This is a genomic window from Pseudochryseolinea flava (genome assembly GCF_003286915.1).
Lineage (GTDB): Bacteria > Bacteroidota > Bacteroidia > Cytophagales > Cyclobacteriaceae > Ohtaekwangia > Ohtaekwangia flava.
Genome location: NZ_QMFY01000012.1, coordinates 114,737 through 131,751, shown reverse-complemented (window position 1 = coordinate 131,751; position 17,015 = coordinate 114,737). Strand labels below are relative to the sequence as shown.

Genomic DNA, 17,015 nt, shown 5'->3' with positions numbered 1-17,015 from the left:
TTAGTGGTTAAAAGGTAAGATTGAAACCAACGTTAATGATCTTGTTCTGCGGATATTGAAGTCCGTTCTCATCCCATATCTCAGGATCGATACCGTAATCCTTCACATTATCGATAGAGAACAAGTTGTAGGTACTCACATATACTCTCGCTTTCGAAATGCGCACGCGCTCACTCAAACTCGTAGGCACAGTGTAGCCCAACTCCATCGTACGCAATCTGATGTAGCGCTGATTAACCATCCACCAATCTGATGATTTGTTATAGTTACTATGATTTGGATCATTGAATCGAAGTGCTGGATTTTTTCCAGCAACCCACGGACTTTCAGGATCTAAGGGATCTGCACGGTGCCAACGATCATCATACATTGAGCGTAGCAAATTACCCGTGTTCTGATATGGCCAACGCATCTCCCAATTTTGTTCATAAGACGACAGTGCTCCACCTGAAAAATCTGCAGTAAAGTCAAATCCTTTATACATTAACGACATCGAAAATCCAAAGTTGACAATCGGAGTCGATCCACGTGCATATCCAATTGGGCGCTCATCGTAATTGTTGATTAAGCCATCACCATTTACATCTTCATAAATAAAATCACCGGGTAAAAGCGTTGTATTACCTCTTCCGTCAATATCAACCGCATAGTCGTTAATCTCTTCAACAGATTTAAATTGTCCTACTACATGATAACCCCACTGAATACCTGTCCACCGACCTGTATTGGCATCACGATAATATTGCAGTGAATTTCCAAATTGATCCCGTTCTTTGTAGATATAATCGTCCTTACGACGCGAGTAAGAGAAGTTACCACCAATACGATAGGTGAGATCACCGTACGATCCGTTGTAGTTAAGAGCAACTTCACCACCTCTCTGAATATCACTGTTCAAATTTTCTGCAGGCAACTCGTATCCAAGTTCATGAGGAATAACGACCTCACGTTTTGAATCCGTAAGTCCAGTACGCTTACGATAGAACCAATCTAATGAACCCGAAAGTTTTCCATTCAATAAAGAGAAATCGAGACCGATGTCGGTCATATTTGCGTTAAACCACGATATGTTCGTGATTGGCACAGGACGATTTTGAGCTGCTGTAGTCACAACTTGCCCGTCAAGAATTGCAGGTCCTGTTGGATATCTGTATCCGGTAATATACGCGAAATCGGGCAACGCTACGCCATCGTCTCCAAGCTTACCATACGACGCGCGAAGTTTCAAGTCGTCAATTACACTCGCACCAGGAAGTCCTTCAAAGAACGGTTCTTTGCTGATACGCCATCCACCTGAAACCGACGGAAACGTTCCCCATCTTTTTCCTTCAATAAATTTGAATGACGCATCTCTTCTCCCCGCAATTTCCAGATAGTATTTCTGGCGATAGTTATAACTCAGCCTTCCAACATATCCGACACGCGCTTGCTCTCGGTCTGTATCTTCATAACGGTCCATATCAGCAAATAGCAGCAATGGCAACACGTTAGTCTTCGGAACAGTGTGTGTCCAAGTGGTAATCTCTCTCCGGTCTATTCTTTCAGCAACAAAAGTTGCAGCGATCGTATGGTCGCCGAATGACCGATCATAGTTTATGAACCCTTGTGTTACATTCTCCAAAACCTTGTTAGCACCTCTCTCTCTCCATGGGTTACTGCTACCGCCTGTAACATTGTACTGGTCGGTATTAGGGTCGTAAGTATATACCTCGTAGGTATACTCGTGACCATTCATTAGACGATCAGCGAAGTAGTTAGAAAAAATACCTTTTACAGTTAATCCTTTAATTGGTGTTTCGTACTCTGCGGTAAAGTTTGACTGCAATACACGCCAATCCTCACGCCAGTACCCTGAAATTTCCTTGGTTTGAAGCGCCCAGTTTTCAGCATTGTGTCCGATGTTATTCGGATAGAGCGGGTTATCGTTTGCATATGGCCTTTCTGTAGGACGGTTTCTAAACAACGCAAAACGTGGTGCCCAATAATCATCAACCCCTGGAACACCGGGGTTGTCACGGGTTTCTACACGGCCGTTGATTTGAACACCTACTTTAAATCGCTTGGCAATTTTTGCATCGATGTTACTTTGAATGTTTGTACGGTCGAATGTAAACTCCCGACCCAGTACGGAAACCTGCTTTAGCTTCGTAAACGACAAATAGTAGTTTATTTTATCGGTCGATCCTGTTGCATTGATATTCAACGAATACTGAGGGGAGTTTCTTTTGATAATGAAGTCGTACCAATCGAAACTTTTATAACCATATTCTGTTCCTTGTCTCCACTTCTCAAGTTCTTCGCGCGTGATGCTGGTTGCTCCGGTCTGATTTACTTCAGAATCCGCTTTTCCGAGCATCCACTCATATGCATTTACACCCTTGGGAAAACGTACCCAATTCTGCCATCCGTAATATGAATTAACGTTAATGTGACTTCCCTGAGCACCTGTACCTTTCTTGGTTGTTACGATCACAACACCATTGGCAGCACGAGATCCATACACAGATGCAGAAGCATCTTTAAGAATACTAATGCTTTCGATATCGTTCGGAGAAATGTTATTAAACTGGCCCGCGTCCTTTTGAATGCCATCAATCACAAATAGCGGATCTCCCATATTGCGAATTTGAATAGCGGCAGAAGCACCAGGTCTACCGTCAGGCATCCTAAAAGACACTCCAGGAAGTTTCCCCGCCAACAAACCACTAGTGGTTGATCCTGGAACACGCTGTAGGTCGGCACTATTAACGCTTACAACCGCCGAGGTAATATCTTCTTTATTCTTGGATCCATAACCCACCACAATAACTTCCGAAAGTGTTTGTATATCGGCAACCAGATTTACGGATACATTCGTGCGATTTGAGATCGCTACTTCCTGCGACACATAACCAATGAAAGAAAACACCAATACGCCATCAGCAGCATGTGCATCTGGTATATCGATCGTGTATTTACCATCGGCGTCTGTAACGGTTCCCAGATTTGTTCCTTTAATCAGAACACTCACACCGGGAAGAGGCTCTCCTGTTTCGGATTTCACTTCACCCGATACGGTCATGGCGAAGATCACATAGTTTTCGATTGTAGAATCTTCTAGTGGTGCTTCCACGAGTTGGATTGAGCCGTCGGCACTCGCCATCAAGATTGCAGCCTCACTACTCGATCGTTTTTTTCGCAGCACGATTTGATCGCCTTTAATCTTGAAGGTGAAGTCGGTGTCTTTCAACAACGCCGTTACAACTTGTTGAATATCGGCGCCCGTAAGTTTGACGTTTACTTTTTTCGAAACGTCTACCGCGCGGTGATTGTAGAAAAAGCGATAGGGTGTCTCCTTTTCTAGAATTGTCATCGCATCTTTCAGCGTCGTGTTTACAATGCCTAGCGAAATGTTTTCCGCTTTCGGCACGGTATCTGCAGCTTGTATTTGAAAGAAGCTCAGGGTTGAAAATAAAAGCGCTAGCATAGTAGTAATGGGTTGAATACCTGCTTTTTGCTTCCAGGGCGCCCAATAGTGCTCCCGTAAAGTTTTTTTCATACTTTTGAAATAAGGTTAATAAAGAGTCCATTTTTATTAATCACTGCGCATACCCCCGGGCATGCACAGTTTTAAGGTCGGAAGGTGCGCCAACATCTTCCGATTCTTTTTTTGGTGTAGTTATGTCTTCATAACAAAGCGTGGTTTAGGTTGGGGTTGGGTGTACATGGATTGGTTATTCATGTATAATGAGTTGGTTATTCAGCGCATATAAATCCTTCGATGTATACATCCTTTCCTTTGATCTCGTAGGTAATTCCCTCCGATGCCTGGAAAAGCTCAAGTACTTCTTCTAATGTCTTCGTCTCTACCTTTGCTGAGAAACGACATTTCAATTTTGTGTTGGCCGGAATATGTATGGTGACATTATACCAGCGTTCAAGGGCTGCAATAATTTCATCCAACGGAATGTTCTCGAAGTTCAAATTCCCGTCTTTCCAACCTGTCAATGACGCCGTGTTCTTCTGATCAACCAACGTCATATTTTTTGATTCCTTCTGATAGATTGCCCTTTGGTTCGGAAGGAGGGTGATTGATTTCGTTTCGCTGCCGTTGGTAGCAATCGACACTTTACCTTCCACAAGCGTTGTCTCTACATTGCGTTGTTCTGGATAAGCGCTCACGTTAAAGGATGTTCCGAGTACTTTTACATTGAGGTCCGCAGTGTGGACAATAAAAGGTTGATTCGGATTTTTTGTCACCTCAAAAAAGGCTTCACCGTTCAACGTCACTTCACGCGATGGCTTTCCATTAAAGCTCTTTGGTGCGGTGAGTTTACTATCGACATTCAACCAAACTTTCGTTCCGTCTTCAAGCGTGATGATTGACCGGTGGCCGCGATCGGTTGAATATAATTGTGTTGAAGGGAATGCAACTTCCCAAAGCAGGATGGTGACAGCACATATTGCGACACAGGCCGCCGCTGCATACCAGATCCGACGTGTCGTATTTTTTTCTATTGAAATGACTGCTGCTGACTGAACTGAAATTGATTCATCCTGCAGAAGCGGAGCGTTGCTATCTATGGCCTGGTTGACGCGCTTCTTCAAGTTTCCAATGCGCGATTGAAGGCCATCATTTTTGTCGATCGTGAAAACGTGCAAGAACTCCTTGGCTTCTGTGACAACGGCCTGCTGATGAGGATTTTCGTGAAGGTAATTCCGCCAATACGTATCGGTTTCGTCATCCGGAGAAAATATCCACCGTTGGAAATATTCATCCATGATGAAGTCATCCGAAGTAAAATTTGCCCTGTTCATTTAATCTGCTATCGATTGTTCAATAGCATAAAGCAGGAACCGGAATTTTTACCCCAACTTTTTTGAGAAATATTTTCATTTAATGTGCTCCTCAATAAAAAACGCTGCACAGTTGACGCGTACGGGCAGTATGATATTTTCAGATCTGAAGAAAAGCACCTAACAAAAAGAACTTGATAACAGAAATGAGATTGATGCCCGGAGGCTGAATAGCTTTCTATATTTAACTCTTAATAACTTTCCGGAGTGTTTCAATGGCCTTACCAATTAATTTGTAGGTTGATTTTACGGTAAGGTTCATCGCCTCTGAGATTTCATTGTAATCGAAATGCTCATAGAATTTCAGATAGACCGCCTCACGTTGGCGTTTGCTAAGTTGTGCTAAGCCATCTTTTAATTGTTTGCGGCGGTCGTTGACAACTTCATTTTGAATTAGGTTAAACTCGGCTGAGAATTCTAGTTCATCTTCGTAGTCTACGTCCAACGACTGCACGTGAAGTCTATTTTTAATTGACAATGCACGGATGATTTTGCGGCGAAGGCTTTTTAGCAGATACAACTTAATGTTGTCTGTATCGCCGATCACCTCGCGCTTGTACCAGAGCTCTACAAAAATATCTTGAATGCAGTCTTCGATCAGAAAATGATCTTTTGTGATGCGCGATCCATATGCTAATAAGAGACGCGTATGTTTCTCAAGAATCAGATCCAACGCTTCCCTGTTACCAGCCCGATATGCCGACCACAACGCAATGTCCATTTCAGCCGGAGACGTTCCATACTTAAATAAGAATGTCCGCTCACCTGAGGGCAATACGCGCTTGTCCGGCAGATTGGTCATAGGCAGGAGTGGTTTAGTACTCCGAATTAGAAAAATGTTTCAGAGAAAATAAAGAGGTAACGGTATAAAATTTCAAAAATAACGTTCTCGAAAACGATAACGCTCACCAAAATCGTTCCGGGAACAAAATAAAATTCTTCTTAACACCTCTTTTACGATCCCCCTAACGGATCCATTCTGACGGAAAAAACAACCGGTTAGTTGCCCTATCCCCGCTATTGGCCCTAGGTTTTATGCCTGGCTTCAATGATATGATACGAAATTTCTTCACCGGAGAATTTAAATGGATCGACATTTTAGATCCAACGGCTGACGACATGCACAACATCGCGCTTGAATATCACATTCATGAAGCGTTTGTCGCCGATGTTCTGCAACCAGAGCACTTGCCGAAGTACGAACCGGTGGAAGGAACTTCATTTTTTATTCTCCGCTACTTTGATCCCGACGATAAACTCACCGATACGATTCAAGGCCTAACCAATAAGATTGCCATTTTTCAAACGGACAATGTCGTCATCACCATTCATCGCAAGGAAATTCAATTCCTCAACGAGGTTCATCATCGTTTAACTTCCACAAACAAATGCGATGGTACATGTCACTTGTTGAACAAAATCATCAAGCAGGTATTTCTCAGCTTCGAACAGCCTGCATTTCTATTAGCGCAAGAAATCGATCATTTTGAAGCCAAAGTTTTTCTGAAAAAGAATACGCCGGCATTGGAAGATATGTACCATGCCAAGAGAAAAATCGAAGTAATCAAGCGCATCCTCATTCTCTCGAAGGACATTTTAGAAAAAATAGACGGCGCTGAGCATCGTGATCCTGAAACACGCGACACCAGAGACCTCTATGTACGTGTGCTTACACTCTACGATGCCATGGCCGACAACACCAATCACATTCTTACTTTGTATTTCTCCATATCGTCTCAACGTACGAATGAAGTAATTCGAATCCTCACCTTGTTTTCCGTATTCTTCATGCCGCTCACGTTCATCGTTGGTATTTACGGAATGAATTTTCGACACATGCCCGAACTCGAGTGGAAGCTTGGTTACCCGTTGATGATTATCGTGATGGCCATGGTGTCGCTCATCATTTACAAATGGTTTAAGCGGAAAGAATGGCTGTAGTTTCGTTAGCCGTGATCGAGGTTTGATATTCGTTATTCCAACGCAATTGGTTAAGTATTCACACATTATAAATTTCCATCCTGCCCTTGCATTCTAAAGGGTCAGTCCGCAAATCGAGTTCCACGTCAGGACCTGGAGTGAAATCTAAAGCCGAGGGAGGTTGCTTAAGGCAAAGACAAAGAGATATTGCTTATTCATAAAGAGATATTGCTTATTCATGAATGATCGTGTCGATTTTCGCCAGTTGATTATGAACAGGTCTTTCCTGACGGCATGATATTTTTAATTCGCCACTGTATCGAAAGTATACTATCACTAAAAGACATTATAGCTATGCCACGAACAGCAACAAAAAAGACAGCGCGCAAGAAAGCAGCGGTATCTCAATCGACAGAAGAAATACAATCAGCATTATTGGATTTTTTTATTGATGAGGTGAAAGACATCTATTGGGCCGAAAAACATTTGGTTAAAGCGTTGCCAAAAATGAAGAAAGCGGCTACTTCTCCGGAACTACAAGACGCGATCGAAACACATCTTGAACAAACCAAGACGCACGTTGAACGATTAGAACAAGTTTTTGAATTGTTAGAAGTGAAGGCACAAGGCAAGAAGTGCGATGCCATGGAGGGACTTGTAAAGGAAGGTGAAGGGGTGATCGAAGATACAGACAACGGTACGGCCACACGCGATGTCGGAATTATCCTTGCTGCCCAAAAAGTGGAGCACTATGAAATTGCCACATACGGCGGTTTAACGCAACTAGCCAAAACAATTGGTCGTGAAGACATCGCCGACATTCTCGCCGAAACATTGATGGAAGAAAAAGAAACAGACGAACTGCTCACCGACATTGCCATCAATAATGTCAATTACGAAGCCGCTGAGGAAGAAGCTTAACGATATCAACAGCGCCGGGGCTCGCCTCGACCGTTGATTTAACTCGTTGTTTAATGGTTTACAGTAGTTCATTGTTCACAGACACATGCTGTGGACAATGAACTTGTTGTTTATCTCCAATGCTGTCACATAGCAACAGACTAATACATTCTTGCCGAAAAATTGCGAATACCGCATACGTATCACTTTAACAAATGCCTTGGTACTTAAGATTGAGACTAGATCGGACGTTATCCTAATTCATTTGTTACCAATCAATTACCAGTAGGCACCCCGTTGATTTTTCTAGATTCGACGCCGACAAATTGATTTGCCCTCTCCCATTTTCGTGCTTTGGATGTACCCGAACGCAATCGTTGTAACGCGTCAATCAATCGATTACGACACTGGCGGATCAGGTCACAATCCAAACACTTAAACCATTCAACTATGAAAGATTTTATCAGTCGACGCGGGCACGCGGGAGGTGGGATTACGGTCCTCCTCTTGCTGCTCTTCACCCTTTGGGGCAACATGCTTTACGCCCAAGATCCGCCACAGTACGGAACACCATTTTCCGGCGTACCCGATGTTCGGGACGTGAACATGTATCAAGTGCACATTCGTCCCTATAGCGCGGCCGGAAATTTACAAGGTGTGATCAACCGCCTCGATCAGATCAAAGCGCTTGGAACAAATGTCGTGTATCTGATGCCTCATTATCCTCATGGTACAGATTCGCGCAGTTCACAATCGCCTTACTGCATCAAAGATTTTAAAGGTGTCGCTGCGGAGTATGGAACACTTACGGATTTGCGTAATCTTGTTGATGGCTGTCACCAGCGCGGGATGGCCGTGATTCTCGACTTTGTTGTCAATCAAACTTCATGGGATCACCCATGGATCACGCAGCATCCGGACTATTATGTTCGTAGTGGCGGCGTTATTCAGCCCTTAAATCCATTTCCCGATGTTGCCGCATTAGACTTCAACAACACGGCAATGCGTGCCGCCATTGTAGACGCCATGCGCTACTGGATTTTTGCAGCGAATGTTGATGGCTATCGATGCGACTATGCAAACAATGCACCGCTCGATTTTTGGACAAACACCATCAATAATCTCCGTGGCATTACATCTCACAAACTGTTAATGTTTGCAGAAGGCGATCGTCTTACCAATTTCAACGCTGGATTCGACATGAACTTCGGCGACAAATGGTACTACGATGCGATCGAAGACATCTCAACAGGTGCTTCGGTATCATTGATCCAATCAACTACCAATACCGAATACACGAATGCCAATAGCGTACAACAAGTAGTACGATATACGGCTAACCATGACTCAGAAACTTCGATCACAGCTATACAACGATTCAATGGACACAATGGCGTGGTTGCTAACTTTCTTGTATCAGCGTACATGCGCGGTGTTCCTTTCCTAACCAGTGGACAAGAAGTAGATTTTAATCAAACAATTCCTTGGCCCTACACTTCAGTAAAGATCAATTGGAATGCAAACACCACCGCCGCCGCCGATTTCACGAAGGTCCTAAATTTTAGAACTGCTAGTGCAGCCATCAGACGCGGCACCGTGACAAATTACTCAAACAATGATGTTTGTGCGTTCACGAAAATCAACGGCTCGGAAAAAGTAGTGGTGATGGTAAATATGCGAAACACGAATGCAAGCTTTGTTATTCCGTCGGCGATGGCAGGAAGTTATACTGATCCTTTTAACAATAATTCAGCCGCTACACTCACTGCTGGCGCGACGCAATCTCTCGGCGCATTTCAATATCGTGTATTAACAAATGCGAGTGTTACACCGATTGCTGTGGCTAGTGTTTCTCTTTCACCAGCAACGGCGAGTGTATCGGCCGGATTAACACGCCAACTCGTTGCGACCATCGTTCCCGCGAACGCAACCAACCAAAACGTAACTTGGAGCTCAAGCAACAACGCAGTCGCTACTGTCAACGCCGCTGGTTTAGTCACGGCGGTCGCAGCAGGTACTGCAACCATTACGGTAACGACACAAGACGGAAATAAAACCGCCACCAGCGCGATCACTGTAACACCTTCTTCAACTTTCACGGTTCACTTTTACAAGCCGAGCACGTGGGGTAGCGGCATTCGTATTTACTGGTGGGCCGCCCAACCATCGGGTGTTCTCGCTGATGGTGCGTGGCCCGGCACGCTGATGACCAACGTCGGTAATGGATGGTACAGTCACACCTTCACGAATGTGACGTCGACCAATCTGATCTTTAATGACGGAACAAACCAAACTTCCGATCTCAGCAGAAACAAAACAGGCTGGTATATGAATGATACCTGGTACGACACGAATCCAGGTGCGCCCGTAGCTGTGACTGGTGTAACTGTTTCACCCACCACCGGAACCATGAGCATCAATGGCACGGTGCAGCTTACAGCTACTGTAGCGCCATCTAACGCCGCTAACAAAACCGTCACGTGGAATTCAAGTAATACCACGATCGCTACAGTAAGTGCTTCGGGACTTGTAACTGGAAAAGCATCGGGAAGCGCAACGATTACCGTCACGACACAAGACGGCAACAAAATAGCAACAGCGAACATCACGGTGACATCAACAGGAACAACATACTATCAAATTGTAAATCGCTGGCAAAGCAATTCCTATTTGTACGACGGCGGCAATGGACAAGTTCGCTATGGCACAAATCCTTCCGGCAATAGTTATCAATGGGCGCGCATCGATGTTAGTGGCGGTTACTATGTGCTAAAGAATCGCGCTACAGGAAACATTATGCACGTAGAAAATCAAAACGGCGCTGTGCAGTTAAGTGCGGGAGATCAATCGTGGTGGAGCGCACAATGGTCCATCTCTGCTACGGGCGACGGCTGGAACTACATCATCAACAGATGGCAGACATCTCAACGAATTCACCTCGAGAATTTATTGGGTTATGTACAATATGCGAATGCACAAACCGGATGGCATAGCGCGATGTGGCAATTGGTAAATCCGATCACGGCACGCGAAAGGACATCGGAGCGTACGTCCGAAGAAAACGAGCTCGTTAGTATTTATCCAAATCCATCGCGAGGAAACCAACTTTTTGTACTCGTGAACGGAGAACAAAAAAATGAAACCGCAGAGTTAACAATCCTAGATGTTCATGGCAAAACATTTTTGGTCACGAAAATTGAAGGTTATGGAAAAGTGATGCACGATCTCACGCCAGGGCTATACGTTGCTAAAGTTAAGATTGGCAACCTCAATGTTACAAAGAAGATTATCATTGAATAACTTCATTTAGGTAGACGAAGCACCGTAACGACTGCGGTGCTTCGTTACTTTCCTTTCGATTTTGCCATCGGCAATGCAAAATAAAATGTTGCGCCGTTGTGTACAGTTGCAGAAGCCCAAATGCGACCATCATGTTTGTCGATGATTCTTTTAACCAAAGCAAGACCAACGCCAGTACCTTCGAAGTCTGCCGCACGATGTAATCGCTGGAACACACCGAATAGCTTTCCTGCAAATTCCATATTAAACCCGGCGCCGTTATCCTTGATAAAAAAAACTACCTCGTCATTAGTACGGTAAGAGCCTATTTCAATTATGGGATCTTCTTTTTTGGCAGAATACTTTACGGCATTCGAAATTAAGTTAAACCAAACTTGATTAATCATGGAAAAGTCGGCGAAAGAAGGATGCAGCTCATGAATAATAAATTTCGGCTTGGTTGAATGCGTCAATCCAAAATCAGCAATATTCTTTTCAACAACCTTCGTCGTCTCGACTGATGATTTCACAATTTCAAGCTTACCCACTCTCGAAAACTCTAAAAGGTCGTCAATCAATCTTCCCATCTTCTTTGCGCTGTTGGTAATTCGATTAAGGTGACTCTTCATCACATCATCAAATCTATCGCCGAAATCAAGTTGTAAAATTTCAGCATAGCCCATGATGGATCGAAGCGGCGCTCGCAAATCATGCGATACTGAATAGGAAAACGACTCAAGCTCCTTATTCACGGCTTCCAGTTTTTCCTGCGCACGTTTGCGCTCTGTGATGTCATAAATAATATTGATGGCATAGCGTTCACTGTTATGGGTGATCGTTTCGATAGAAGATAAAACATGAATAAGCTCGCCTGACTTTCGCCTAACCGTCATCTCAGCTTGTTTCACGGCACCTTTCTCTCGTACTTGCGCGAGCACGTATTCACGGTGTTTCATATCGACAACAAGCGCTAAATCAGCGGCCGAATGATTGATCACCTCCTCGCGGGAATAACCAATCATATTTAAGAACGCATCATTGACATCTGCATAGGTGGAATCTGAAAGTTTGGTAATGGTTATACCCGCGGAGCTCGCATGAAATGCTTTATAAAATTTCTCCTCACTCTCTTGAAGCTGAATGATCTTCTTCTGAAGTTCTTCTGTTCGTTGCAACACTTTAACTTCTAACTGTGCATTCACATTTTGAATAGCATCCTCTGCCCTTTTTCTATCCGTGATATCACGAACAATGCCCAGCATCTTTCCATTCGATAACATACGCGCACTAATCTCTACGGGTATCGCGGTGCCATCCTTTTTCTGAAGTCGTCGCGTTGTCAACATCGCCTGGCCTTTCATCAGCGCGTCAAAGTTTGGCGGTCTACTCACGCGATCTTCGGCAGGCAGAACGTCCATCGTGTTCATCTTTAAAAGCTCTTCCTTTGTATAGCCGAGCATTTTACATGCGCTATCATTCACATCCAGATAATTGCCATGGCTATCAGAGATGAAGATTCCGTCATTTGCCTGTTCAATCACGGAACGATATTCCAATTCCGCTTCGAACACGCGCTTCGTTTTTTGGACTACCGTTCGCTCTAGGTTTTCATTAATAGATTTTATCTTATCCTCCGCATTTTTCCTGTCCGTGATATCGATCATCACCGCCATCAAACATGGTTCTTCGTCGATGGTTACAAGAATGACAGAAATGGATGCCCATTTAAAATCACCTTTTTTCGTTCGAATCCTCCCCTCGCCTGTTACAACCTTTTGTTTTTCCATCAACGCACGAATGGCATCACCGCGATGTTGATCATGCTCTATAAGCTTTAATTCCTGCGAAGTTTTCCCAATCAGCTCGTCTTTACTATCAAACTCGAACAACGACAAGAATGAAGCATTCACGTTCTTTATTTTCGAATCGCGCGCACCGGAGATTACCAGCGCTGCCGGATTAAATTCGAATAGATCTTGAAATAATTGATTAGTCTCTGGTGACGCCGTTGATGTCGCCTGCGTATCATCTGTAATTTGGAGAACGATGAATGACACCGTCCCGTCCTTCAAAATTGGCTTATAAGAAATCGCGATGCGTCGCGACGATCCGTCTGCAATCGTATCATCCATAGCAACCTTCTCACGCGCCACCCTTTCCACCATCGGCCGTATGAACGGATAAATCTCTAACAGATTACGACCAATAACGTGCTCACGCGAAGATCTCTGATCGTTAACGAAATTGTCATTTGCAGCAACTACTGACGCTTGCAGATCAATCACAACGACAAAACCGGGAAGCGCACCGAAGAACGCTTCAAAATCGCGGTCGATCAAATTTTGTGATTTCATGCGTTGGCAGTTAACGAGTATCACCAGCCGTTACGAGATGCGCTTCAAAAAACAGGCCACCTGTTAAATATAAGAAATCGAAGTAATGAAAGCGAGCCTCAATAAAACCGACCAAGAAAAACCACAAAGCTTGTTTATTAAATCGATCTACCGAGATGATGAGCAAGTGAAAAAAGTCACGCGCCTATTGATCACAATGTGGTAATTACGTTCCCAAAGTAACTTGCCGCTGTCCCATTGCGTTACTACCTTTCGATATGGACAGTAGCACAAGCGCGAATAAAATTTTAAACACAGGCCTGGAATTCGCGATGGAGTTTGGCCCCAATTGGCTTAAACCAATTCAAGATAGACTCCACGCATCTTTCCCGTCGCTCACAACACAAACGTTAGATGAGTACAACGAAACTTGTCGCGACGTGATGTTCAAAGGACATGAATTCATTTATAAACAACTTGAAGCCACAGCCAATGGTGGCCATAAGATAAACCTTCCGCACTGGAAGAGATGTTTAGAAACTTTTTATCAACAGCTTATCCGTGGGTGAATGATGCTAATCGTCAACGTCTGTTCAGTCAAGGTATTTATTATGCGTGGAAAGATGGTTTGGACCGTTGTTTGGGCGAGTGAAGTCCCTTAAAACCTTATTGCATTGGTATGGAAATTAAACTGTATAAATCCAGATGGAAGGCCATCAAGCTGATCTTGCTGTGTTCCATTTTTGTTGTGATGGGAATTTTTCTATTGGTCTACAATAAGTCACCATCATGGGTAGCTTGGATGTCTATTGGTTTTTTCGGACTTGGTTATCCCGTCGGATTTTTTCATCTGTTTGATCGCCGTCCTCAGATCATCATCAATGAGATAGGCATTTTCGATCGCATGGCTTACCGTGATTTCATAAATTGGGACGTAATGCTTAGCGCTTACCCGATCAATATCCATGGCCAGAAATTCATTTGTCTTATCGTTGATCCTAAATTTGAGCCCAAGATCAAAGCCAAAAAGTTTGTCAAGCAACTAAACAAAGAAATTGGCGCACAAGAATTAAACATATCGCTTGGCCAAATCCAAATTGATGAGAAAAGGCTTATCGATTTTATCATGAAGATGATCGCATTGCCACAGGAAGCGAGGAAATCAAACTTAGACGAGAAGCTTTTGAAAGGATGACGCGCAGACGCCATAATATCTACGATTTTAAACCGTCGCTATCGGCGTCTTAAAGACGCCACCCTTTTGCGATTCTAATTCGCGTCGCCGTGATATCATTCACGACACCACTTGTTAGATTTCAAGGCATCGTTTGTTTCATTTCACGGGATACTTTGTTAAACGCGACTACACGCTAACGATTTCGAGCGTAACTTTAATATCCAAACCCACAGACCTGCCCATGAGAAAAATTATACTCCTTCTTTTAATCCTCTCGTTTCAAGTTGATATCGATGCCCAAACCACTACGAAATACATTTGCGTTGATCAATTCGGCTACCGTACCATATCGAAAAAAGTTGCGGTGATCCGCGATCCGGTGGTGGGCTTCGACAGCGACGAATCGTTTACACCGGGCAGTAGCTATGCCGTTGTAGATGCAACCACAGATGAAAATGTTCTTACAGGGACCATCGCATCTTGGAATAGTGGCAATACCGACGCCTCATCCGGGGACAAGGTATGGTGGTTCGATTTTTCAAGTCTTGAAACACCAGGGGATTATTACATTCTGGATATCGAACAAAACCTGCGCTCTTATGAGTTTAAAATCGCCGACGATCTTTATCAAGAATTGTTAAAGCATGCCGTGCGAACATTCTTCTATCAGCGCGCTGGATTCAAGAAAGACGCGACGTACGCTGGCGCAGCATGGGCCGACGAAGCTAGTCACTTGAAAAATCTTCAAGATCCAAATGCCCGCGTTTACAATCAGCAGAATAACGCATCTACGGAACGTGATTTACGCGGTGGTTGGTATGATGCCGGCGACTACAATAAATACACGACATGGACGGCAAACTATGTTGTCGACTTTATGCTTGCCTATTTGGAAAATCCTGGCGCATGGAGCGACGATTATAACATTCCTGAGTCTGGCAATAACATTCCAGATCTCCTTGACGAAGCGAAATGGGGAGTCGATCATTTGGTGCGCATGCAAAACACCAATGGAAGCGTGCTCAGTATTGTAGGACTTTCCCATGCAAGCCCACCTTCAAGTGCTACAGGTCAAAGTTTGTATGGCAATGCAAGCACATCGGCTACGCTTAACACGGCGGCTGCATTTGCAATCGCATCAAAAGTGTACGGCTCGCGTGGTATGAAAAACTATGCTGCTGATTTGAAAGCACGCGCTATCAAAGCCTGGGATTGGGCGACTGCAAACCCCAATGTAATCTTCAAAAACAATGATACTGCATCCGGTACGAGCGGACTCGGTGCAGGACAACAAGAAACAAACGACTACGGACGGTTCATGGCTAAGCTTGAAGCAGCGATGTATTTATTCGAGATCACCGGAGAAGCGAAGTACAAACAATTCTTTGAAGACAACTATGACGAGGTGCATTTGATCGCTTGGAATTTCGCTTTCCCTTTTGAAACAGCGAATCAAGAAATACTATTACACTATACGACGATACCCAACGTATCGGCCAACGTGGTTACAGCGATTAAGACAGCATATAAGAATGCGATGAATAGCGACAATAATTTCGCCGCCTATACCAATATGACCGATCCTTATCGTGCATTCATCAAAGATTATACATGGGGTAGCAATGCAACCAAAGGAAGTCAAAGTTTGATGTTCTTAGACTGGAAGCGATACAACATCGATGACACTAAAAATGATATCGCTTTAGCAGCTGCAGAAGAATTCATTCACTACTTGCATGGCGTGAACCCGTTGAATTTTGTTTACCTCTCGAACATGTATGCCTATGGAGCGGAAAACGGTGTTAATGAATTTTATCATACTTGGTTTGGCAACGGTAGCGCCAAGTGGGATCGTGTTGGCGTCTCCACCTATGGACCAGCACCTGGTTTTGTAGTTGGTGGACCTAATCCAAGCTACGACAAAGATGTTTGCTGTGCGAACAATACATGCAGCACTACCGCATGTAATGCCGAGTCTGTGGTTCCCCCGAAAAATCAGCCCGCACAAAAGTCTTACAAAGATTTTAATACGAGCTGGCCATTGAACTCATGGTCGGTCACAGAAAACAGTAACGGGTATCAAATGAATTATATACGCATGTTATCACACTTCGTTGTTGCCAATTACGACTGTAGCGGAAAGGCTAATGGAACAGCAACGTACGACGTCTGCAATATCTGCTCCGGTGGCGACACTGGCGTGACACCCATTACAGATGCCGCATTGTGCACAGAAATCGTAACGAGCATTGACGAAGACAATGAAACTGATTTTGTTGTGTTCCCTAATCCAACGAATGGCATGATCGACATCATGAATCTGAGAAAAGAAAATGTGCAGATAGAATTGCGTAACAACGTAGGGATGGCCATTGAAAATAAAATTTCAAATGAGAAAACCATCAGCTTGAATCTAGCCCACTATGCTGCTGGGTACTACGTTGTATTGATCCACCGGAACAACACTGTCGTAGCGAGGAAGGTTGTTAAAAATTAATCGCTCACAGCTTATTTGTCGAAGAAATAAACGAACGGAATTCAAATAAAAGAGGCTGCCTCCATTGCGAAGA

The 17,015-nt window shown here is 44.0% G+C and carries 10 protein-coding genes; 6 read left to right on the top strand and 4 right to left on the bottom strand.

The features are described 5' to 3' along the window. Positions 1-7 precede the first annotated feature (7 nt). From DQQ10_RS20325 to DQQ10_RS20315, 3 genes are all read right to left on the bottom strand, one after another. Entirely contained in the window at positions 8-3,538 is a 3,531-nt protein-coding gene (locus tag DQQ10_RS20325) for a TonB-dependent receptor (RefSeq protein WP_112748760.1), read from the bottom strand. Between the two features lie 197 nt (positions 3,539-3,735). Beyond that, positions 3,736-4,797 carry a FecR family protein gene (locus DQQ10_RS20320; protein ID WP_112748759.1) on the bottom strand — a complete coding sequence of 354 codons (1,062 nt, stop codon included), beginning with the start codon at positions 4,795-4,797 and terminating at the stop codon, positions 3,736-3,738. A 223-nt stretch (positions 4,798-5,020) separates the two neighbouring features. Further along, a complete protein-coding gene (locus DQQ10_RS20315; RefSeq protein WP_112748758.1) occupies positions 5,021-5,638 on the bottom strand; it encodes an RNA polymerase sigma factor in 618 nt (205 codons plus the stop codon). A gap of 251 nt (positions 5,639-5,889) precedes the next feature. On the opposite strand from DQQ10_RS20315, the gene DQQ10_RS20310 reads away from it, so the two are divergent. The 3 genes from DQQ10_RS20310 to DQQ10_RS20300 all read left to right on the top strand — a co-directional run bounded on the left by DQQ10_RS20310 (position 5,890) and on the right by DQQ10_RS20300 (position 10,956). Continuing rightward, complete coding sequence (locus DQQ10_RS20310) at positions 5,890-6,777, top strand: magnesium transporter CorA family protein (protein ID WP_112748801.1); 888 nt, start codon at positions 5,890-5,892, stop codon at positions 6,775-6,777. A gap of 333 nt (positions 6,778-7,110) precedes the next feature. Then, positions 7,111-7,677, top strand: coding sequence for a YciE/YciF ferroxidase family protein (locus DQQ10_RS20305; protein ID WP_112748757.1), 567 nt, complete (start codon positions 7,111-7,113; stop codon positions 7,675-7,677). 429 nt (positions 7,678-8,106) lie between these two features. Next, positions 8,107-10,956: an Ig-like domain-containing protein gene (locus DQQ10_RS20300; protein WP_112748756.1), complete on the top strand. Its 2,850-nt coding sequence runs from the start codon at positions 8,107-8,109 to the stop codon at positions 10,954-10,956. Between the two features lie 44 nt (positions 10,957-11,000). Here the strand turns inward: DQQ10_RS20300 and DQQ10_RS20295 are convergent, their stop codons facing one another. Then, positions 11,001-13,289 (bottom strand): PAS domain S-box protein, encoded by a 2,289-nt coding sequence (locus DQQ10_RS20295; RefSeq protein WP_112748755.1) that lies wholly within the window; start codon positions 13,287-13,289, stop codon positions 11,001-11,003. Between the two features lie 257 nt (positions 13,290-13,546). On the opposite strand from DQQ10_RS20295, the gene DQQ10_RS20290 reads away from it, so the two are divergent. The 3 genes from DQQ10_RS20290 (at position 13,547) to DQQ10_RS20280 (ending at position 16,942) form a co-directional block, all read left to right on the top strand. Further along, positions 13,547-13,837, top strand: a complete 291-nt coding sequence (locus tag DQQ10_RS20290; protein WP_112748754.1) for a hypothetical protein — start codon at positions 13,547-13,549, stop codon at positions 13,835-13,837. A gap of 110 nt (positions 13,838-13,947) precedes the next feature. Further along, a complete protein-coding gene (locus DQQ10_RS20285; RefSeq protein WP_112748753.1) occupies positions 13,948-14,463 on the top strand; it encodes an STM3941 family protein in 516 nt (171 codons plus the stop codon). 223 nt (positions 14,464-14,686) lie between these two features. Then, positions 14,687-16,942, top strand: a complete 2,256-nt coding sequence (locus tag DQQ10_RS20280) for a glycoside hydrolase family 9 protein (RefSeq protein ID WP_112748752.1) — start codon at positions 14,687-14,689, stop codon at positions 16,940-16,942. The last annotated feature ends 73 nt before the right edge of the window (positions 16,943-17,015 follow it).